This is a genomic window from Nocardiopsis nanhaiensis (assembly GCF_054778635.1).
Map to the genome: position 1 here is coordinate 30,895 of NZ_BAAGZJ010000017.1, position 20,134 is coordinate 51,028.

Below are 20,134 nucleotides of genomic sequence, written 5' to 3' on the forward strand. Positions count from 1 at the left end.
TGTTTCTCCGGCTCCACCCCATGTCCCCACAATCCGGCGGCCTGCGGCACCCCGCGGCCGTACCACCGGTGCCGGTCGTGTTCCACGTCCGCGCCACCTTCGAAGGGACACCCCCTGAAACTGAGCGCGCTGCTCAACGGCCATGACCACCGGGTACTCCGCGGCACCCCCGACATCCCCGTCTCTGCGGCGCCCTGCGTCGACCTCGACCGGGTAGCCCCGGGATCCCTCTACCTCGCCCTTCCCGGACACCGCGCGGGCGGCCTCGACGGTCTGGCCACCGCGTTCTCCCGCGGTGCCGTCGCCGCCGTCGTCGAGGAACCCCTGCCCGAAGGCGCACCGGCCGTGCCACCCGGCGCCTGCGTGGTGCGGGTGGAGGACGCCCGGATCACGGCTGCCCTCGTCTCCGCCCGCCACCACGACGAGCCCGGAAGCTCGATGGACGTGGTCGCGGTCACCGGCACCAACGGCAAGACCTCGGTGTCGTCCATGTACGAATCCCTGCTAAGGATCGCCAACGGCGCGCGGATCGGGGTCATCGGCACCTCCGGTGCCCGGACCGGCGGCGACCAGATCCCCATGCCCAGGACGCTGCTGAGCACGCCCGAGGCCCCGGACCTGCAGTACCTGCTGGCCCGTATGCGCAGTCGGGGAACCCTCAGCGTCGTACTGGAGGCGACCTCCATGGGTCTGCTCGAACACCGCGTCGACGGCGCCCACATCGATGTCGGCATCTTCACCAACCTCACTCAGGACCACCTGGACGACCACGGCACGATGGAGTACTACCGGGAGGCCAAACTGCGGTTGTTCCGGGGTATGTGCGGCCGCGCCGTGGTGAACGCGGACGACGCCGTGGGCGCCGCGATCCCGGAGTTGATGCCCGGATCCGTGACCACGTACTCCGTCGAGCGCCCGGCCGACTACCGAGCAACCGACTTGGCCGTCGACGCCTCGGGCACCCGGTTCGTCCTGCACCACGACGGCCGAAAGTACCCGGCGGCGATCCCCATGCCGGGGCGCTTCTCGGTGTCCAACGCGCTCGCCGCGCTGGCCGCCTGCCACGTGCAGGGGCACCACCTGGAGGGCCTGGTAGCGGCCCTGGAACGCATGCCGCAGATCCCGGGCCGCTTCGAGCACTTCGCCGCTCCGCGCGGGGTCTCGGTGATCGTGGACTACGCCCATTCACCGGACTCGCTCGACCAGGTCCTGAGTACGGTGCGCGGATTCGCCCCCGGCCGGGTGTACACGGTCTTCGGCTGCGGGGGTGACCGCGACACCACCAAGCGCGCCCGGATGGGCGAGATCGCCGGTACCCACTCGGACCGCTGCGTGCTCACCTCCGACAACCCCCGTCACGAGGACCCGGAAGCGATCATGGACCAGGTCGCCCCGGGTATCGAGGCCACCGGAACCCCCTTCTCCCGGATCGGTGACCGGCGCGCCGCCATCGACCGGGCCCTCTCAGTGGCCCGTTCCGGCGACACCGTGGTCATCGCGGGCAAGGGCAGCGAGCCGTACCAGATCGTCGGCGACGAGATGCTGCCCTTCGACGACATGACCACCGTGCGCGCACTGACCGAAGGTCACTGACCGCCCCCTTCGGCGGTCTTCTCGAAACGGGAGGGGAACGGGAAACGGGACTGCAAGAAATCGTGGATCATGTGGTTCACCGCCTCCTGAGCCTCGGGTGGGGTATCGAAGTCGTTGAGGCAGAAGAAGTCCACCTCGTCCGAGGTCTCCAAACCCGCCAGCCGGTCGGCGGCGTCGGCGGCCGCGATGTCCACGTAGCGCAGGTTGTACTCGCCGGGAACGGCGCGCCCGGTGAACAGCGCGTAGTGGTGGTGCATGGTGGCCGCGAAACCCACATCGTCCAGGGACCGGAACCGGGACCGGGTCGTCTGCTCCACTTCCTCGCGGTACCGCTCCTCCAGTTCCTGCGCCACCTGGCGGATCTGCGGGTGGGGCGTGTGCTTGAACTTGTGCGTGATGTGGCGGCCGAAGGCCTCGAGGAACAGGGCGCGCACGTTCTTTCCCGCTGAGTTGGGTGCGGGCTCGCCCTCCACCGGCTTCCCGGTCCCGAACTGGTACGGGGAGAAGGGCACCCGCGCGATGCCGTTGGCGTGGAAAAAGTGGGATGCCTCGACGGGGCGGGCCAGGAACACGTCGTCGTTGAAGTACAGGTAGCGGTCGGTCAGCTCGGGGATGTGGTGCAGCCGGGCGCCGATGGCGTGCGAGTTGAAGGTCGGCAGGGCCTCGGGGTCGAAGATCTCGCGGTGGTCCACCACGCTGATCCCCGGCGCGTCGGTGTCCAACCAGGCGGGGACCTGGTCGTCGGTGACCAGGTGGACGTGGCGCACGAACGGTGCGAACGTCTCCAGGGACCGCAGGGAGTAGCGCAGCTCTTCGCGGTCGGTGAAGCGTGAGGCGTTGCCGGCCAGCGGGTTCGTCTGAGGGGTTTGGCCCTTGTGGCGGGCGCGTTTGGCCGCGTGCTCGGGGTCGTCGCCGTCCACCCACGTGTAGACCACGTCGACGGGGAAGTCCACGTCCTCGGCGAGCTTCCAGGTGAAGGGCTCGTACGTGGGGTGCCGGCGCTCGTTCACCGTCAGGGTGGCGGGCTTGCGCTCCTCGCGGGGCAGCACGTCGGCCACCTTGTTGCGGGTGGGCGCCACCAGGGAATCGGCCAGGACGGCGGGCGGCGTCTGGGTGCGCAGCTTCTTCAGGATCTCGGCCGAGTCCTCGCGCTCCAGGATGGCGGCGCCGTCCCGCCAGAACTGCACGTCGCAGCCGTACTCGAGGCTGGCTAGCACCCGTCCCTCGGGGGAGAGCAGCGGTTCGGCGAACCGGATGATCAGCCCCGACTTGATGGACTCGTCCAGCGCGCCGTCCACGTAGGCGGAGCGGGCGGTGACGACACCGCCGGGGCCGGGCTTGACCGCGTGCAGCGCGCTCTGTGCGTAGAGCTCGCGCATGGCGTCCAGGAACTTCTTGCGTTCGGTGCGGTGCACACCGACCACGTGGCGGAGCGGGGAGCGGCCGCGGACGAGGAAGTAGTCGACCCCGGCGTGTTCCAGCGCGGCGGTGACCAGTTCGAGGTTGTGCGCACTGGCGCCGGCGGCGGTGAAGTGCTCCACGGTCCGGCCCAGGGTCTTGGCCCCGTCCAGGTCGCAGGCGCGTACGGCCGGGTCGCTCTCCATGACCGACGTACGCCGTCGGGCGATCTTCTCCTGTCGGCGTGCCTCAGCGGCCCGGTCGGCGGCCTCTTGGCGTTCGGCTGCCAGCCGTGCCTGGGTCGAGGGGGGAAGGAGCTTTTCGCCAGCTCGTTTGACTCGTGAGGCCAGGGGCACGGGCGGGGACCTTTCTGCATGGCTGGACGGGTGCGTGGCGCCGCCGGAACCCTGGACGCTGGTAGCGGGACACCACTGACGTGACGGGTGATCCTAAGTCCAAGTTGGCACGATTTGGCATAACGAGACTGTTTTGTCGCCTACGTTCGGTCATGGCGTATTGGCCAGGTGTGCATGCGCTGTATGTTCCGAGGACCTCAGGTGTAGTCCACCGTGGCCGGAACCGGACACTCGGGCCGTCCGAGTGCGTGGCGGCGCACCGGTGCTGTATCTATCACTTAGCAGGTCGTTGGGGTGCCCCGCGCCTTGTGGCGCGGTTTGTCGTTCGTGTGGGTTCCTCAACGGACTGCGGCGGTGACCGGTTGCTGCGCGGTCCCCTCGTCTGGCTCTGACCCCCAACACCCCCGAACACGACAGCGCCCCGACCGGAATCCGGCCGGGGCGCCCTCGATCCTGGGGCTACAGCTTCGAGGCCGCGGCCTCGTCCACCCAGAACACCGTCTTCTCCCGGCCGCGCGCACCGGCCACCGGGGCCTCGTCCACGCTGCCGCCAGCCACGCCCAGGCGCACCGCCTCGGCCTTGGACCCGCCCGAGGCCAGCACCCAGACCTGCTCGGCGCTCCGGATCGACGGCAGCGCCAGGCTGATCCTCGTCGGCGGCGGCTTGGGGGAGTCGTGCACCGCGATCGCCGCCGCCTCGTCCTCGTGCACGCCCGGCAGCCCCGGGAACAGCGACGCCACGTGGGCATCCGGGCCCAGGCCCAGCAGGCACACGTCGAACTGCGGGACCGGTCCCTTGCCCCGGGCCGCTACGGACAGCGCCTGCGAGTAGTTGGTCGCCGCCCGCTCCACCTCACTGTGGTCGGTGCCGTCAGAGGACGGCATCGGGTGCACGTTGTCCGCGGGGATGTCGATGTCGTCGATCAGCGCCTCGCAGGCCTGCGTCTCGTTGCGCTCGGCGTCGCCCTCGGGCAGGAAGCGCTCGTCGCCCCACCACAGGTGGACGTGCGACCACTTCATGCCGCTGCCCTTGGCCTCGTCCCGCAAGGCGGCCAGTGTCTGGATACCGACACCGCCACCGGTCAGGACCAGGTGGAACTCGCGATCGGCCGCTTCGGCGCTCACGATCAGCTTCGCCAACCGCGACGCCGCGCTCTGGGCGAGCTGCTTCGCGTCGGTGTTGCGGACGATCTCCGGTTCGCTCATCCTCATGCTCCGCTTCCAGCGAGCAGCGGCCCCAGATGGCGGGCCGCGCTCGCGTAGGTCTCGTCGGCGTCCAGGCGGCGCAGCTCCTCGGCGAGCGCCAGAGCGGCGCCGCGCCGGGCCAGCGCCACCGTCTGGTCCGGCTGCCCGGTCCTCGACAGCGTGGCCACCCGGCCGTCCACCCGGGAGACCGTCACGTCCCCCTGGTCGGTGGTCAGCCGCACCTCGGTCAGGCCGGGGCCGTCCGAGGTGCCGCGTTCCACCGGCACCTCCAGGCGCTCCGACAGCCACGCCGCCAACAGTTCGGCGCTCGGGTAGTCCGGCTCGGCCGTCACCTCGGCCGAGGTCACCCAGCCGCTCGGCTGGTCCATGGCGCTGGCCAGCAGCGATCGCCATGGAGTGAGCCGCGTCCAGGTCAGGTCCGTATCACCCGGACGGTAGTGGGCTACCCGCTCGACCAGGTCTCGTACCGGATCCGGGGCGCGCAAAGCGTCGGTGATCCGCCGCTGGGCCAAGCGGCCCACCGGGTCGGAGGACGGGTCCGCGGGACCCCGGCCCGGCCACCACACCACCACGGGCGCGTCCGGGACCAGCAGCGGCGTCACCACCGAGTCGGGGTGCTCGCCCAGCGGGCCGTACAGGCGCAGCAGCACGGCCTCGCCCGGCCCCGAGGTTCCGGGGCGGCGGATCTCCGCGTCGATGGCCGGTTCGGCCTTCGGGTCGCGGCGGATCAGCGCCACCACCCTGGAAGGGTGCTCGCGGCCCGCCTCGGTGGCGGCGCGGACGGCGTCGTAGTGGTCGGCCTCGTCGGTGACGATGACCAGGGTGAGCACCATGTTCATGGCGCCCCCGCCGACACTGAGCCGCTCGGCCATGAGCGTCTCGGTGATCTGCGAGGTCGTGGTACGCGGCAGGTAGAGCGTCATCTGTTCCTCCCCGCGGGGACTCCGGCGGTCACGGGCGGCGCCACTGGCGGCCGTCCCTTGCGAGTAGCTCGTGGGCGGACTCCGGGCCCCAGGTACCCGAACCGTACTGTTCGGGCTGGCCCGCCTTGGCCCAGTACTCCTCGACCGGGTCCAGGATCCGCCAGGACAGTTCGACCTCCTCCTGGCGCGGGAAGAGCGGCGGGTCGCCGATCAGCACGTCCAGGATGAGCCGCTCATAGGCCTCGGGGCTGGCCTCGGTGAAGGACTGCCCGTACGTGAAGTCCATGCTCACGTCGCGCACCTCCATTGAGGCGCCCGGCACCTTGGACCCGAACCTGAGGGTGACCCCCTCGTCGGGCTGGATGCGCAGCACCAGGGCGTTCTGCCCCAGCTCGCTGATGTCGGAGCGGGCGAACATCTGCTGCGGCGCGGCCTGGAACACCAGCGCCACCTCGGTCACCCGGCGGCCCAGCCGCTTGCCGGTGCGCAGGTAGAACGGCACACCCGACCAGCGCCGGGTACCCACGCCCAGCCGCAGGGCGGCGTAGGTCTCGGTCGCCGAGTCGGCCGGGATGCCGTCCTCGTCCAGGTACCCGGCGACGGCCGCGCCGCCCTGCCACCCGGCCGCGTACTGGCCGCGCGCGGTGCCCTTGGCCAGATCGTCGGGGAGGGAAACCGCGGAAAGGACCTTCTCCTTCTCGGCGCGGATAGCGTCGGCGCTGTAGGAGACGGGCTCCTCCATGGCGACGAGCGCGAGCAGCTGCAGGAGGTGGTTCTGGATGACGTCGCGGGCCGCGCCGATGCCGTCGTAGTAGCCCGCGCGGCCGCCCACACCGATGTCCTCGGCCATGGTGATCTGCACGTGGTCCACGTAGCTGCGGTTCCACAACGGTTCGAACAGCGTGTTGGCGAAGCGCAGCGCCAGGATGTTCTGGACCGTCTCCTTGCCGAGGTAGTGGTCGATGCGGAACACCGACGACGGCGGGAACACGTCGTCCACCACCGCGTTGAGATCCCGGGCGCTCTCCAGGTCGTGCCCGAACGGCTTCTCGATCACCACCCGGCGCCAGGGAGTAGCCTCCCCTGGCCCTTCTCCCTCTTCCGGCTGCGCCAGGCCGCAGCGCTTCAGCTGGGTGACCACCGTCGGGAACAGTTTGGGCGGCAGCGACAGGTAGAACGCGTAGTTGCCGCCGGTGCCGCGGCCGGCGTCCAGTTCGCGCACGGTCCGGGCCAGTTCGTCGAAGGCCGCGTCGTCGTCCAGGTCGCCCTGCACGAACCGCACACCCTCGCTCAGCTGCTTCCACACGTCCTCGCGGAACGGGGTGCGCGCGTACTTGCGCACCGCCTCGTGGGCTTCGGCCGCGAAGTCCTGGTCCTCCCAGTCACGGCGCGCGAACCCGACCAGGCCGAAGCCTGGTGGCAGCATGCCCCGGTTGGCGAGGTCGTAGATGGCGGGCAGGAGCTTCTTGCGGGCCAGGTCACCCGTGACACCGAACAGCACCAGCACGCTGGGCCCGGCGATACGGGGAAGCCTTCGGTCCAGGGCGTTGCGGAGCGGGTTGGGTACCGCTCCCGGCATCACCGGTTCTTTCACTGGTTTCCGCGCTTCCTGTCGAGAGTGGCCGGTGGTTCGGTGGCTGGCAGTACCCGCGTCCGCGCGGATCACGCGCGGACGCGGGTCAGTACTCGAGAACGGGCTTCCGGCTCAGGAGAGTTCGTCGAGCTTCATGGTGAGCTGGCCGAGCAGGCTCTCCCAAGAGTCGACGAACTTGACCACGCCGTCCTCCTCCAGGTGGCGCGTCACGTCGTCCAGGTCCACGCCGACCTCGCCCAGGGCGTCCAGGTCGGCCTGCGCCGCGACGTACTTGGTGCGCACCGTGTCCCCGGTGACCTCGCCGTGGTCGGCGGTGGCGTCCAGGGTGGCCTGCGGCATGGTGTTGACGGTGCCCGGGGCCACCAGCTCGGTGACGTAGCGCGTGTCCGAGTAGGCCGGGTCCTTCACACCGGTGGAGGCCCACAGCGGGCGCTGCGGGGTGGCGCCCTCCGCGGCCAGGGCCTTCCAGCGCTCGGTGGAGAACACCTCCTCGTAGTCCCGGTAGGCCAGGCGCGCGTTGGCGATGGCTGCGCGGCCGAGCAGCTCCTCGGCGCGGGGGCTGCCGACCGCCTTCAGCCGCTTGTCCGTCTCGGCGTCCACGCGGCTGACGAAGAACGACGCCACGGACTGGATGCGGGACAGGTCGTGGCCGTTCTGCCGGGCCAGCTCCAGCCCGGCCTGGAAGGCTTCCATGACCTCGCGGTAGCGCTCCAGCGAGAAGATCAGGGTGACGTTGACGCTGATGCCGTCCCCGAGCACCTTCGTGATCGCGGGCAGGCCCTCGACCGTCGCCGGGATCTTGATCATCAGGTTGGGCCGGTCGACCAGCCACCACAGCGACCGCGCCTCGGCGACGGTGCGCTCGGTCTCCCGGGCCAGCCGCGGGTCGACCTCGAGAGAGACTCGCCCGTCCACGCGGTCGGTGGATTCGTACACCGGGCGCAGGGTGTCCGCGGCCCAGCGGATGTCGTAGGCGGTCAGCAGCCGGACCGCCTCGCCCACCGAGACCCCGCGCACACCGAGCTCGTGGATCTGGAGGTCGTAGGCGTCGCCCTCGGCGAGCGCCTTGTCGAAGATCGACGGGTTCGAGGTGACTCCGGTGACGTGGTGCGTCGACATCAGTTCGGCCAGGTTGCCGGTGCGCAGCCGGTCGCGGCTGATGTCGTCCAGCCAGACGGACTGACCTGCCTCGGACAGGTCCTTCAGGGCGGTGCTCATTTGGTTCTCACGCCTTCCTCGCGGGGCTTGGCAGCCCTTGTCGCACACACGGGACGCGGGCCCGCCGGGGGTCGTCCCGGCGAGCCCGAGCCGTCAGCTTCCGGCCTTGGCCTGGCTGTCGCGGACCGCCGCGACGACGGCCTCGGAGGTGATGCCGAACTTCTCGTAGAGGGTCTGGTAGGGCGCGGAGGCACCGAAGTGCTCCAGGCTCACCGAGACGCCGGCGTCACCGACGTAGGAGCGCCAGCCCATGGCGATACCGGCCTCGACCGACACCCGGGCGCGGACGGAGGACGGCAGCACCTGCTCGCGGTACTCCTCGCTCTGCGCGTCGAACCACTCGACACACGGCATGGAGACCACGCGGGTGGGCGTACCGGCCTGCTCCAGCTCGGTGCGGGCCTCCAGGGCGAGCTGCACCTCGCTGCCGGTGGCGATGATGATCGCCTCGGGGGTGCCGCCGGCGGCCTCGGCCAGCACGTAACCGCCCTGGGCGGCGCCCTCGGCCGCGGCGTACTCCTCGCGGTCCAGGACGGGCACGTTCTGGCGGGTGAGCGCCAGCGCGGAGGGGCCGTCGGCGTTCTCCACGGCCTTGCGCCAGACCACGACGGTCTCGTTGGCGTCGGCCGGACGGATCACGTCCAGGCCGGGGATGGCGCGCAGCGCCCACAGGTGCTCGATCGGCTGGTGGGTCGGGCCGTCCTCACCCAGGCCGATGGAGTCGTGCGTCCACACGTAGGTGACGGGCAGCTTCATCAGCGACGCGAGCCGCACGGCCGGGCGCATGTAGTCGCTGAACACCAGGAACGTGCCGCCGTAGGGGCGGGTGGGGCCGTGCAGCGCGATGCCGTTGAGGATCGAGCCCATGCCGTGCTCGCGGACGCCGAAGTGCAGCACGCGCCCGTACGGGTTGCCCGGGAACATGCTGCTGGCGCGGTCGAACGGCAGAAAGGAGGGCTCGCCCTTGGGAGTGGTGTTGTTGGACCCGGCGAGGTCGGCGGAACCGCCCCACAGCTCCGGCAGGACCGGGGCGACGGCGCTGAGCACCTCACCGCTGGCCTTGCGGGTGGCCATGCCCTTCTCGCTGGCCTCGAAGGACGGCAGGGACTCCTCCCAGCCCTCGGGCAGCTTGCCCGACTGCAGGCGGTCGAAGAGCTCGCCTTGCTCACCGGCGCCCTTGCGCCAGGCGTGTAGGGCCTCGTCCCAGGCGGCGTGCTCCTCGCGGCCCCGGTCGAGTGCCTTGCGGGTGTGCTCGATCACGGCGTCCTCGACGGCGAAGGGCTCGTCGGGCAGGCCGAGGATCTCCTTGGTGGCGGAGATCTCCTCGGCGCCGATCGCAGCACCGTGGATGGCGCCCGTGTTCTGCTTGTTGGGAGCGGGCCAGCCGATAACGGTGCGCAGGCGGATGAAGGTCGGGCGGCCGGTCTCGGCCTTGCCGCGCAGGATCGCCTGGTAGAGGGCGTCGATGTCCTCGACGTACTCGCCGGTGGCGGTCCAGTCAACCTCTTCGACGTGCCAGCCGTAGGCGGCGTAGCGCTTGACGACGTCCTCGCTGTGCGCGATGCGGGTGTCGTCCTCGATGGAGATCTGGTTGTCGTCCCAGATCATGATGAGGTTGCCCAGGTCCTGAGTCCCGGCCAGGGCGCTGGCCTCGTGGCTGACACCCTCCTGGACGTCGCCGTCGGAGCAGAAGGCGAAGACGTGGTGGTCGAAGGGGCTGGCGCCCGGTCCGGCCTCGGGGTTGAACAGGCCGCGCTCGCGGCGGGCGGCCATGGCCATGCCGACGGCATTGCCGAGCCCCTGGCCCAGCGGGCCGGTCGTGGTCTCCACACCGGCGGTGTGGCCGACCTCGGGGTGGCCCGGGGTGAGGCTGTCCCACTGGCGCAGGGCCTTGAGCTCTTCGAGAGGGAGGTCGTAGCCGGCCAGGTAGAGCTGGATGTACAGCGTGAGGCTGGAGTGGCCGACTGACAGCACGAAACGGTCCCGGCCCACCCAGTCGGGCGCGGCGGGGTCGTGCCGCATGACCTTCTGGAAGAGGAGGTAGGCGGCGGGCGCGAGGCTCATCGCGGTGCCGGGGTGTCCGTTACCCGACTTCTCTACCGCGTCCATGGCCAGCGCCCGAACCGTGTTGACGGCGCGGAGGTCGAGGTCCGACCACTCCAGGTTTTTCGGGGTGTGGGCGTTCACGGACTTTGGTCTCCTTCTCGGGCGCCCGCGCACCCGGTTCCGGGGCGGGCGTGGGTTGTGTGTGCAAGGTTGGCGCGGGGCACCCCGGTGGCGACCCGCCGGGTGGGCGGGCCGCGGGGGAGCGCTGGAGGGCGGGGTCGCCTTCGGCTGCGGACCGGGCACGGCCCCGTGTCGCTGAGGGGCCGGGCCGTGACGCTTGGGCCACAGCACCTGGGCCAGGCTTGCCGGAGCGCGGTTCCCATGGTGGGGGACCACGAACGGGGCCGAATCCGAGCCTATCGTCCGCGGCCGGGGATGTCGTTGCCCGACACCTCCCCTTACCGGCGGGTAGCGCGGCAGGTGTGCGGGTTCGTTCCCTCTTCTTGGGCTCCCCTTGGGGCGCGTGGCACGTTGGAAGCACGGCGGGGCCTGTGCGAACCTTTTCCTGCATCCGCGGGGGCGGCGGGTGTCAGGGCCGGAGGTCAGGGGCCACCCGGGCCGGAGGCCATCTCTTCGCAGGGGGGTGGTCACCGGGTCGCGCGAGCAAGTACTACAGTATGTCGTTGACGGGGTTTCCGCTGATCCTGACGCTTTGTCGGTTCGATCGACCCCGCGTGGCGAGCAGTGTCGAAATCCCTAAGAGTTGTCGAGGTATCCGCGTGTCTGCAACCGAGCTGGCCCCCCAGGGGACACGAGAGCGTCCGGACGTGGGGACTCGGCACTGATGGCTCTCACCAACCGCGCCCACAGCGACAAGACCCCCGCGAACGCCCCTGGGGCCCCCCGCAAGGCCTCCGTGGGCGACTACGTCCGCGCCTACGTCGCCCTGTCCAAGCCCCGCGTGATCGAGCTGCTGCTCATCACCACCATTCCGGTGATGTTCGTCGCCGCCGGGGGAGTGCCACCGCTGTGGATCGCGGTCGCCACCCTGCTCTTCGGAACCATGTCGGCCGCCAGCGCGAACGCGATGAACTGCTACATCGACCGCGACATCGACCGTGAGATGCGTCGCACCCGCCAGCGGCCGGGCGCGATGGACCTGGTCACCCCGCGCGGCGCCCTCGTGTACGGCCTGATCCTGGCGATCGGCTCGACCGTCGGCTTCCTCGTGTTCGTCAACGTGCTCTCGGCCGTGCTGTCGGTCTTCGCGATCGCGTTCTACATCTTCGTCTACACGATCCTGCTCAAGCGGCGCACCGCGCAGAACGTCGTGTGGGGCGGTATCGCCGGGTGCATGCCGGTCCTCATCGGTTGGGCGGCCGTGACCAACAGCCTCGACTGGGCGCCGTTCGTGCTCTTCCTGGTCGTGTTCTTCTGGACGCCGCCGCACACCTGGACGCTGGCCATGCGCTACCGCGAGGACTACGCGGCCGCCGGTGTGCCGATGCTGCCCGTGGTCGCCAGCGACCGCCGGGTCCTGCTCGAGTCGGTCCTGTACAGCTGGGCGACCGTGGTGGTCTCCCTCATCTTCTGGCCGGTCGCGGGAACCACCTGGTTCTACGGTGCGGTCGCCCTCATCCTGGGTGCCCTGCTGGTGTTCCAGGCGCACCGGCTGCTCAGCCGTTCGAAGGCGGGGGTGACCGGGGCCAAGCTGAAGACGATGGGCTTCTTCCACCTCTCCAACGCCTACCTGGCGCTGCTGTTCGCGGCCGTCACCATCGACCCGCTGATCGCGCGCCTGGTCGCCTAGGACGAGGCCCCCGAAACGCGCAAGGCGGCGCTCCCGGAGCAGGGAGCGCCGCCGCCGTCGTTCACGGGGTGTGGCGGCCGACCCTGGTGTCAGCCGGCCGCGGAGCGGTGGCGGAAGGCCAGGACGGCGGCCCACACGGTGAGGGACGCCAGGAGCAGCGCCAACGGTACGTGGAGCTGCAACGGGCCGTAGGTGCCGGTGGCGGCCTGGGGGAAACCCGTCACGAAGGCGCCGAGGCTCACGACGAGGAGGGTCTGCTCCGGTGACCGGGTTCCCTTCGTCCGGGCCCTGAGCCACACCATGAGCGCCGCGAGGGCGAGCAGGCCGGTGGCCGCGTGCACCGCGAAGGCCCCGCCGTAGTGCAGCGGCAGGAAGTCCATGTTGTACGTGATCAGCTGCCCGGCCGTGACGAACTCCCACAGGAGCGCCGCCAGGCTTGTCACGGCCCCGATACGCAGCAACTGGCCCCAGAGTCCGGTGCCGTGCTGGGCGGTGAGCTTGTTCTGGTCCATGGTCGGCCTCCCGGGTGGCGAACAGTGGGGTCCGATTCTGCCGTACTCGTGCCGTGCGGGCGGCAGGAAACCGGCGGGGTGCGTGGCGCGGCTGGAGTACGCGCCCGCCGCGCCAGCCCTCCCGGCACCTCCGACGGGACCGTTGACCCGCTACGATCTGTGCTCATGCCCCGTCTCGACAGCAAGGCCATCCTCCAGGGTCGCCGCTCCCGTTACTCGATGACCCTCATCCTGGGCACCACCGTCAGCGTGGTGTGCATGATCGGTATGTTCGTGTACCTGTGGCTGCTGGCGATGGCCGGGGGAGCGGCCGCAGGAATCGACGGTGGGACCGGCTTCCTCGTCAGCGTGACCACCGCGATCATCCCGGTCACCATCCTCATCCCGCTGATCCTCATGCTCGACCGGCTCGAACCGGAACCCGGCTGGGTGCTGTTCTTCGCCTTCGCTTGGGGCGCGGGGGTGGCCGTCGTCGCGTCGTTCGTGCTCAACAGCTGGGGCATGGCCTACTTCGCGGTGCCGCTGTTCGGCGAGGGTGCGGCGGACTTCCTCACCACGTCGGTGGTGGCCCCCGTCGTGGAGGAGAGCGCCAAGGGCCTGGTCCTGCTCATCCTGCTGTGGAGGCGTCGGCACGAGATCGACACCTTCACCGACGGGGTGGTCTACGCGGGGATGGTGGCGACCGGCTTCGCCTTCACGGAGAACATCCTCTACTTCCTCAGCGCCTTCTTCGACGGCACGCTCGTCGCCACCTTCGCCCTCCGCGGGCTCATCGCCCCTTTCGGGCACCCGCTCTACACCGCGATGATCGGCCTCGGCGTGGCGTACGCGGCCATGCGTACCGGCGGGTTCCGTTTCCTGGCGCCGATCGCCGGGTGGGTGGCGGCCGTGCTGCTGCACGCCCTGTGGAACAGCTCGACCTTCTTCGGCTGGACCGGTCTGGGCCTGGCCTACCTGGTGCTGTTCGCGGTGCTCATGGGCATCCTGGGGGTCGCCGCCCGCGACCGCCGAAGCCAGGTAGCGGCGATCGACCGCTACCTCCCGCCCTACATCTCCACGGGACTGGTCACCTTGGCCGACCTCAGCATGCTCAGCTCGATGGCGGGGCGGCGACAGGCGAGGGAATGGGCCGCACGCAACGCCGGCCCGCGGGGCCGCAAGGCGATGAAGGAGTACCAGCTGGCCGCCACGGAGCTCGCCCTCCTGCACCAGAAGCTGGACGCCGGCCTGCCCCGTGAGGACTGGAAGGTCAGGCGGGACTCGTTCCTGGCGCTGATGCACGTGGCCCGGGACACCTTCCTCGGGCGCCTACCGCAGCCGGTGACCCCGGGATGGGCGGAGAACCCGACGGACTCGGGCTTCATGCGCCGTGCCGACTTCGCGCACGTTATCGCTCAGACGCAGGCTCAGCAGGACTACGTTCCCCGTCACGGCCAGCCTCCTCGCCGTTGAGGCTCCCGCCCTCGGGAACCAGCCGAGTGGTGGAGAAGTACAGGCGGACGATCGCGATCCAGGTGAGCCCGGACCCGAGCACGTGCAGCACCACGAGCGTCTCGGGCAGTTCCAACGCGTACTGGGTGTAGCCCAGCACGCCCTGCAGGATGACCAGGACGAGCAGCAGGGAGCTGCTCAAGCGGACCGGTCGGGCCGCCCCGGTGCGGAAGGCGATCACCGCGGCCGTGATGCTCCCTACCAGGCTGAGCCAGGCCAGCACGGCGTGCACCTGGGTGACTGAGGGCAGGTCCAGGTTCCAGCGCGGGGCCGCTGCGTCCCCGCCGTGCGGCCCGGTCCCGGTGACCACGGTCCCGGCGATCAGCAGCAGGAAGCCGACCACCACCAGGCCGATGCTCACCGCGTGCAGCATGGGCCCCACGGAGACCTGGGGCTTGCCCGCGGGCTCCTGGCAGCGCACGTACAGCGCCACGGTGATGAAGACCATGACCATGGACAACAGGAAGTGCGTGGCCACGGCGGCCGGGTGCAGGTTGCTCCAGACGGTGATGCCGCCGACCAGGGCCTGTCCCATGACGCCGAACGGGATGATCGCGGCCATGACGAACAGGTCCCGGCGGCGCGGGACCATGCGGGCGACGGCGACGAGCGTGATCACGCCGACCGCCAGGACCAGGAACGTCAGCGTGCGGTTGCCGAACTCGATGGCGGCGTTGAACGCGGCGTGCCCGGTGTCGATCGGCACGAAGCTGTCGGGGGTGCACTGCGGCCACTCGGAGCATCCCAGGCCCGAGGAGGTGACCCGCACGGTGGCTCCGGTGACGGCGATCCCGGCGTTCACGACGATGTTGCCGAACGCCCAGGCGCGGACCGACTTCACGGTCGGGTTCCAGATGGTGCGGGCGAGCAGGATCAGCGCGAGGACGCCGACGGCGGCGAGGGCGATCTGCCAGCCCCACAGGGGGACACCGAGGAGGACGATGTCGTCCAGGTCCTCCGCCGCGAGCGGGGCGATCGTGTTCGTGGCCGTCGTCGCGGAGGCCGGGGATGCAAGCATACGACACAGCGTAGTACACGGGTCGGCGCTGCCGGACGCGCCCCCGCCGACCGTCGCGACCAGGGGTGACGGGCGGGGTGCGTCCGTGGAGTATGCCCTTGGTCCCGGACGCACTGAGGGCCCCGGAACGCGTTCCGGGGCCCTCAGCGGGGTCGAACGGACCCTTAGTTGTTGAACTGCGCGATGCAGGAGTTCAACAGGTTCAGGTTGAGGTTGATCACCCCGACGGACTGCTGCTGATTGGCGCAGTACTGCCACGCGTCGGTACCGGCGGACGCGGCGCCGGCACCGAACCCGAGCAGGCTGGCGGTGAAGAGCAGGGTCAGGGTGAGCTTGGCGGCGATGCGCATGGATTCCCCTTCGAGTGCGAGTCAGGAACGGGTCCGTTTCCCAGCCGCATGAATAGCCCGCGGAGCGCTGGAGAAAACGCACTCGGTGCGAAGTTTGCCGGATTCGTGGTGGTGTGCTGCCGTTCCAGTGCCTCAGCAGCGCTGACCCGTGGTCTCTAGTTGTCCGGGTCCGCACCCGTATTGGTCTGGTCCCGTCCCCGCCCCTCGTGATCCCGTTCTTCCCGCGCCCGGCGTTCCCGCTCCTCGCGCTTGGCTGCACTGCGTGTCGCGCCCGCGCTCGCGGCGATCACGCAGGCCACCGCCAGCCACTGCCACACGGTCAACAGCTCCCCCAGCAGTACCAGCCCCACCAGGGCCGCGGCCGCGGGCTGGAGGCTCATCAGTACCCCGAACACCCTCGGCGGCATGCGGCGCAGGGCGGTCAGCTCCAGCGTGTAGGGCACCACGGAGGAGAGCACCCCGACAGCCAGGCCGAACAGCAGCAGGCGCCAGTCCAGCAGGGCCGCGCCCCCCTCGGCGATCCCGGCGGGCGCCATCACGACCACGCCCACCACGCTCGCGATGGCCAGCCCGGAGGCCCCGCTGAAGCGCTGCCCCGTGGCCGCGCTCAGCAGGATGTACCCGGCCCAGGCGGTCGCGGCCAGCACCGCGAACAGCACGCCCAGCGGGTCCAGTTCACCGAACTCGATGCCCAGTGCGGCCACGCCGAGCCCGGCCAGGCCCGCCCAGAGCAGGTCGATGCGGCGGCGCGAACCGAGGATCGCGATCACCAGGGGCCCCAGGTACTCGATGGTCACCGCGATGCCCAGCGGGATGCGGGCGAAGGCCTGGTAGATGAAGTAGTTCATCGACGCCAGGGCCACGCCGTAGCCGGCCACCACCATCCAGTCGGTGCGGCTCCGGGCGCGCAGCGCCGGGCGCACCAGCAGGACGAGGAGTACCGCTGAGGTCAGCAGTCGCAGCCACACCACCGCGGCGGGGGGCAGGACGTCGAACAGGTTCTTGGCCACGCCCGCGCCGGTCTGCACGGAGATGATGCTGACCATCACCAGCCAGACCGGGGGAAGCGAACCCAGCGCCGCGCTGGGGGAGAAGGGGCTGGTCGAACCGGTCCGGGAACTCATGTTGAGTCATCCTACGTTTTCGGTCTCCCGGGCCGCCTCCTCGGCTCCGTCTCCGAGCCCCTCTCCATCCGGTGCCGACTCCGCGGCCCGCGGCCGCCACACCAGCGCCAGCAGGAGCAGGATCCAGGCCAGGCACACCACGGCAGGCTGCAACAGGGTCATGACCAGGCCGATCACCGTCAGGTCCCCTTGCCCGGTGAGACTCTGCACACCGATCCACAGGAACGGCAGCGCCGCCCCCAGCAGGTTCACCGCGAGAGCCGTCCACGCCAGGCCAGCCCGCTCCGGCCGTCGCCACAGCAGCAGGGCACCGCCCACCACGAGGAGGAACAGGGGCGGCCCCAAGTAGCGGACAACGATGAACCAGGGCACTCCGAAGGCTTCCATGGGCGAACACCCTACCGAGCGGTCACGGTGAACCCGGGGCCGGACGGACGCGCGGGAAGCACGCGGTGTGAGATGGTGCGGTTCCGATATGACCCCTATCGTCCCGCCCCCGCAGGAGAGCCCCGCCATGTCCCACCGCAGAGCAACGCGAGCCGACGCCTCGGATGGGCACGTGCCCAGGTGGCCGATGGCCGCCGGCGCCCTCGCGCTGGTCCTGGTCGTTGCTCTCGGTGGATACCTCGCGGGAGTGTTCGTCGCCGAGACAGAGGCGGACCCCGACGAGATGTCCGTGGTGTCGGGCATCCTCGTGGAGCCCTCGGGCGCTCCTGACGAGGCCCCAGAGCCCGAGGAGGAAGAGGAAGAAGAGCAGGAGGCCAACCCCGCAGGGCTCGACCCCGACGCGAGTTATGTGATCCAGAACGTGCACGGGGACCGCGTCGCCGACGTCGCGGGCGCCTCCGAGGAGAACGGGGCCCACGTGCACCTGTGGGACCAGCACGACGAGGGGAACCAGCAGTGGCGGTTCGTTCCCCTGGACGACGGCTTCTACGAAGTCGTCGGGGTGGGCAGTGACAAGCTGCTGGAGATCCCCGCCGACGAGGAGGCCCAGCCCGTTGCCGCGATCCTCACCCGGACCGGGGCGCACAACCAGCACTGGACCGTGGCCGAAGCCGGGGACGGAACGGTCAGCCTGGTCAACCGGGCCACCGGGCAGGCCCTCGAAGGGGAGGGCGGCGGCCACGACAACGGCACCATGGTCGCCCAAGCGGAGAACGGGGGCCACGCCCACCAGCAGTGGCGGCTGGTACCCCTGGGCTGATCCGCACCCGCCTGCTAACCTCTCCCGCATGTTCTCCACCCGTGCGTAGACCGGCGCCCCACCGCGGTCGGCCCCCAACGGCCCCGCGGTCCTTTGGCGTCCACGCACATCCACGGCGCTGACCACACGCGCCGTCCTCCCTGCGGAGAACACTCATGTCCTCGCCCCACCGGGCGCCGACCTACCGTGCCGTCCTGCGCGTCACGGGGGTCCCCCGTTTCCTCGCCCCCGCCCTCCTGGGCCGACTGTCCTACGGCATCGTCTCGCTGGCCCTGGTCCTGTCAGTCGTCCACTCCACCGGCTCCTACGCCCACGTCGGGTTGGTGCTGGGCCTGTTCGGCCTCAGCGTCACGGTCCTGTCGCCGCTGCGTGCCTCACTCATCGACCTCCACGGTCCGCGCCGCGCCCTGCTCCCGATGGCCGGGATCCACGCCCTGGCCCTGGCGGGGTTGGCCGCCACCGCCTGGAACCCCGGTGCGCACATCGGGGTGCTGTCCGCCCTCACCGCGGTGGCGGGTGCCTGCGCGCCGCCGCTCGGCCCCGTGACCCGGACCGTGTGGCGCCACCTGTGCGCCGACCGGGCCCTGCTCCAGCGGGCCTACAGCCTGGACACCGTGGTCGAGGAGCTCATCATCTTCACCGGCCCCCTGTTCCTGGGCGCCCTGCTGTGGGTGTGGCCGCCCGCGGCCGGGCTGGCGCTCTGCGCCGCCCTGGTGGTGTCCGGGGCCGCGGGCCTGGTGACCTCGTCCGCGTCTCGTGGCATGGAGGCCGCGCGCCGCGCCGACGGCGATCCGCCCCAACAGTGCAAGGCCCAGTACGAGACCCGGGACGAGGGCCGACACGGGGCCGGGCCAACGAGGCGGCGCCCGAATGGCCCGCACCTCACCGACCGGGGCGGGTTCCTCTCCGCGGTCGCGATCTCCGCGGCGGCGGGCCTGACGCTGGGGTCGGCGGTACTGCTCAACGTCGCCTTCGCCGAACAGCGGGGCGCCATCGAGGCCGTGGTCTTGGTGGAGTCCGCGCAGGCCGCGGGCAGCGCTCTCGGCGGTCTGGCCTACGGGGCCGTCGCCTGGCGGACCCGAACCCGAACCCGGCTGGCCCTGATCGCGCTGGCGATGGGCGGCGGCGTGGCCGCGGCCGCCCTGGTTCCCGGTGTCCCCGCCCTGGTCGCGCTTCTGTTCGTGGTCGGGATCTTCGGGGCGCCCCTGATCACGACGACCTTCCTGCTCGCCGACGAGTCGGTGACCAGCGGTTACCGGACCAGGGCCGGGAACTGGGTGAACACCGCCTACAACGCGGGTTCGTCGCTGGGCGGCGCGGCGGTCGGCCTCTTCCTCGGGGTGGCCTCCCCGAACGAGGGCTATCCGCTGGTCGGCGCGGCGCTCCTCGCGGTGGCGGTCGTGGTTCTCCTGGTTCGAGCGCGCCCTGGCCCGGGCCGACGACGGCAGCCCTCAGGCCAGCAGGAGCGACCCCACGGTTCGCCAGGTCCGCTCGTCGGCGGCGTTGAGTAGGCCCAGCCGGTTGTCGTCGGGCCGGTAGGGGTCGCCCTCGGGACGGAGGGCGACCCCGCCCGCCTCGGTCAGCAGAAGTGCGCCGGGCGCGTGGTCCCAGGGCAGGGTCCGCTGGAACAGCACGAAGTCGAGCTCCCCCTCGGCCAACCGGGGGTAGTCCACACCCGCGCAGTGGGCGCCCGCATCCACCTCGGCGAAAGCGGACGCGGCGACGGTCACGCGCTCGCGGGCGGACGCCGAGAGGAACCGGGACAGGACGGCCCCGCGCAGCTCGGCCGGGGCGGGGGGCGCGGGCTCGCGGCGCAGCCGGACCCCGTCCCGCCAGGCACCGGAGCCGAGTTCGGCGGTGTACACGCGGTTCTCCACCGGCTGGAGGATCCAGGAGGCGACGGTCCGGCCCTCCCGGACCAGCGCGGCCATGACGGCGAACTCGGTGTCGCCCCGGACGAAGTTGCGCGTGCCGTCGACCGGGTCCACCAGCCAGGCGGCCGGCTCCCGTCGCAGTGCTAGGAGGAGGTCAGGGTCGGCGGAGGCGGCCTCCTCGCCCACGACCGGGACGTCGAGGAGCTCACGCAGCCGCGGGCTGATCAGCTCCTCGGCCTCGCGGTCGGCGACGGTGACGACCTCGCCGGGTGCCTTCTCCGACACCTCACCTCCGGAGAGGGACCGGAACCGGGGCAGGACAGCCGTGTCGGCGGCTTCCCGGAGGATCTTGGTCACCGCGTCGATGTCGATCGTCATGCCGACAGCCTAGAGCGGTGCCTTTCGGGCAGGGCC

At 70.9% G+C, this 20,134-nt stretch carries 17 protein-coding genes; 5 read left to right on the plus strand and 12 right to left on the minus strand.

Translation table 11 applies throughout. The features are described 5' to 3' along the window. Positions 1-174 precede the first annotated feature (174 nt). On the plus strand, positions 175-1,593 hold the full coding sequence (locus tag ACYVD1_RS10700) for a UDP-N-acetylmuramoyl-L-alanyl-D-glutamate--2,6-diaminopimelate ligase (protein ID WP_460770963.1): 1,419 nt from the start codon (positions 175-177) through the stop codon (positions 1,591-1,593). Here ACYVD1_RS10700 and ACYVD1_RS10705 read toward each other — a convergent pair. From ACYVD1_RS10705 to tkt, 6 genes are all read right to left on the minus strand, one after another. Beyond that, positions 1,587-3,347, minus strand: a complete 1,761-nt coding sequence (locus ACYVD1_RS10705) for a stealth family protein (RefSeq protein WP_460770842.1) — start codon at positions 3,345-3,347, stop codon at positions 1,587-1,589. The genes ACYVD1_RS10700 and ACYVD1_RS10705 overlap by 7 nt on opposite strands. Before the next feature lie 459 nt (positions 3,348-3,806). Further along, positions 3,807-4,553, minus strand: a complete 747-nt coding sequence (gene pgl / locus ACYVD1_RS10710) for a 6-phosphogluconolactonase (RefSeq protein WP_460770844.1) — start codon at positions 4,551-4,553, stop codon at positions 3,807-3,809. 2 nt (positions 4,554-4,555) lie between these two features. Then, entirely contained in the window at positions 4,556-5,476 is a 921-nt protein-coding gene (locus ACYVD1_RS10715) for a glucose-6-phosphate dehydrogenase assembly protein OpcA (protein ID WP_460770846.1), read from the minus strand. 28 nt (positions 5,477-5,504) lie between these two features. Further along, positions 5,505-7,055, minus strand: a complete 1,551-nt coding sequence (gene zwf, locus ACYVD1_RS10720; protein WP_460770848.1) for a glucose-6-phosphate dehydrogenase — start codon at positions 7,053-7,055, stop codon at positions 5,505-5,507. Positions 7,056-7,181: 126 nt separating this feature from the next. Beyond that, entirely contained in the window at positions 7,182-8,288 is a 1,107-nt protein-coding gene (tal, locus tag ACYVD1_RS10725) for a transaldolase (protein ID WP_460770850.1), read from the minus strand. Between the two features lie 93 nt (positions 8,289-8,381). After that, positions 8,382-10,475, minus strand: coding sequence for a transketolase (gene tkt / locus ACYVD1_RS10730; protein ID WP_460770852.1), 2,094 nt, complete (start codon positions 10,473-10,475; stop codon positions 8,382-8,384). Positions 10,476-11,178: 703 nt separating this feature from the next. On the opposite strand from tkt, the gene ACYVD1_RS10735 reads away from it, so the two are divergent. After that, complete coding sequence (locus ACYVD1_RS10735; RefSeq protein ID WP_460770853.1) at positions 11,179-12,144, plus strand: heme o synthase; 966 nt, start codon at positions 11,179-11,181, stop codon at positions 12,142-12,144. Positions 12,145-12,233: 89 nt separating this feature from the next. Here ACYVD1_RS10735 and ACYVD1_RS10740 read toward each other — a convergent pair whose 3' ends face one another. Further along, entirely contained in the window at positions 12,234-12,656 is a 423-nt protein-coding gene (locus ACYVD1_RS10740) for a hypothetical protein (RefSeq protein WP_460770855.1), read from the minus strand. Between the two features lie 165 nt (positions 12,657-12,821). On the opposite strand from ACYVD1_RS10740, the gene ACYVD1_RS10745 reads away from it, so the two are divergent. Beyond that, the gene (locus ACYVD1_RS10745) at positions 12,822-14,108 is read left to right on the plus strand and encodes a PrsW family intramembrane metalloprotease (RefSeq protein WP_460770857.1); all 1,287 of its coding nucleotides are present in this window, start codon (positions 12,822-12,824) and stop codon (positions 14,106-14,108) included. Here the strand turns inward: ACYVD1_RS10745 and ACYVD1_RS10750 are convergent. The 4 genes from ACYVD1_RS10750 to ACYVD1_RS10765 form a co-directional block, all read right to left on the minus strand. Then, positions 14,044-15,165, minus strand: coding sequence for a COX15/CtaA family protein (locus ACYVD1_RS10750; protein ID WP_460770859.1), 1,122 nt, complete (start codon positions 15,163-15,165; stop codon positions 14,044-14,046). The two genes, ACYVD1_RS10745 and ACYVD1_RS10750, sit on opposite strands and share 65 nt — an antisense overlap. Positions 15,166-15,329: 164 nt before the next feature. Further along, positions 15,330-15,515, minus strand: a complete 186-nt coding sequence (locus ACYVD1_RS10755; protein WP_460747102.1) for a hypothetical protein — start codon at positions 15,513-15,515, stop codon at positions 15,330-15,332. Positions 15,516-15,670: 155 nt separating this feature from the next. Then, positions 15,671-16,639: an EamA family transporter gene (locus ACYVD1_RS10760; protein ID WP_460770861.1), complete on the minus strand. Its 969-nt coding sequence runs from the start codon at positions 16,637-16,639 to the stop codon at positions 15,671-15,673. Positions 16,640-16,645: 6 nt separating this feature from the next. Further along, positions 16,646-17,026, minus strand: coding sequence for a hypothetical protein (locus ACYVD1_RS10765; protein WP_460770863.1), 381 nt, complete (start codon positions 17,024-17,026; stop codon positions 16,646-16,648). A 127-nt stretch (positions 17,027-17,153) separates the two neighbouring features. Here ACYVD1_RS10765 and ACYVD1_RS10770 point away from each other — a divergent pair, with 127 nt between their 5' ends. Both ACYVD1_RS10770 and ACYVD1_RS10775 read left to right on the plus strand, forming a co-directional pair. Continuing rightward, the gene (locus ACYVD1_RS10770; protein WP_460770966.1) at positions 17,154-17,846 is read left to right on the plus strand and encodes an RICIN domain-containing protein; all 693 of its coding nucleotides are present in this window, start codon (positions 17,154-17,156) and stop codon (positions 17,844-17,846) included. Positions 17,847-18,001: 155 nt separating this feature from the next. Further along, entirely contained in the window at positions 18,002-19,357 is a 1,356-nt protein-coding gene (locus ACYVD1_RS10775) for an MFS transporter (protein WP_460770865.1), read from the plus strand. Here ACYVD1_RS10775 and ACYVD1_RS10780 read toward each other — a convergent pair. Next, positions 19,298-20,098, minus strand: coding sequence for an inositol monophosphatase family protein (locus ACYVD1_RS10780; protein WP_460770868.1), 801 nt, complete (start codon positions 20,096-20,098; stop codon positions 19,298-19,300). The genes ACYVD1_RS10775 and ACYVD1_RS10780 overlap by 60 nt on opposite strands. Positions 20,099-20,134: the final 36 nt, after the last annotated feature.

What these genes read in the sequence shown, in the direction of transcription:
- ACYVD1_RS10770 (WP_460770966.1), top strand. Translation starts at nt 17,154, where the DNA reads ATGTCCCACCGCAGAGCAACGCGAGCCGACGCCTCGGATGGGCACGTG.
- ACYVD1_RS10765 (WP_460770863.1), bottom strand. Translation starts at nt 17,026, where the DNA reads ATGGAAGCCTTCGGAGTGCCCTGGTTCATCGTTGTCCGCTACTTGGGG.
- zwf (WP_460770848.1), bottom strand. Translation starts at nt 7,055, where the DNA reads ATGCCGGGAGCGGTACCCAACCCGCTCCGCAACGCCCTGGACCGAAGG.
- ACYVD1_RS10760 (WP_460770861.1), bottom strand. Translation starts at nt 16,639, where the DNA reads ATGAGTTCCCGGACCGGTTCGACCAGCCCCTTCTCCCCCAGCGCGGCG.
- ACYVD1_RS10740 (WP_460770855.1), bottom strand. Translation starts at nt 12,656, where the DNA reads ATGGACCAGAACAAGCTCACCGCCCAGCACGGCACCGGACTCTGGGGC.
- ACYVD1_RS10735 (WP_460770853.1), top strand. Translation starts at nt 11,179, where the DNA reads ATGGCTCTCACCAACCGCGCCCACAGCGACAAGACCCCCGCGAACGCC.
- tal (WP_460770850.1), bottom strand. Translation starts at nt 8,288, where the DNA reads ATGAGCACCGCCCTGAAGGACCTGTCCGAGGCAGGTCAGTCCGTCTGG.
- pgl (WP_460770844.1), bottom strand. Translation starts at nt 4,553, where the DNA reads ATGAGCGAACCGGAGATCGTCCGCAACACCGACGCGAAGCAGCTCGCC.
- ACYVD1_RS10775 (WP_460770865.1), top strand. Translation starts at nt 18,002, where the DNA reads ATGTCCTCGCCCCACCGGGCGCCGACCTACCGTGCCGTCCTGCGCGTC.
- ACYVD1_RS10745 (WP_460770857.1), top strand. Translation starts at nt 12,822, where the DNA reads ATGCCCCGTCTCGACAGCAAGGCCATCCTCCAGGGTCGCCGCTCCCGT.
- ACYVD1_RS10715 (WP_460770846.1), bottom strand. Translation starts at nt 5,476, where the DNA reads ATGACGCTCTACCTGCCGCGTACCACGACCTCGCAGATCACCGAGACG.
- ACYVD1_RS10780 (WP_460770868.1), bottom strand. Translation starts at nt 20,098, where the DNA reads ATGACGATCGACATCGACGCGGTGACCAAGATCCTCCGGGAAGCCGCC.
- ACYVD1_RS10750 (WP_460770859.1), bottom strand. Translation starts at nt 15,165, where the DNA reads ATGCTTGCATCCCCGGCCTCCGCGACGACGGCCACGAACACGATCGCC.
- ACYVD1_RS10755 (WP_460747102.1), bottom strand. Translation starts at nt 15,515, where the DNA reads ATGCGCATCGCCGCCAAGCTCACCCTGACCCTGCTCTTCACCGCCAGC.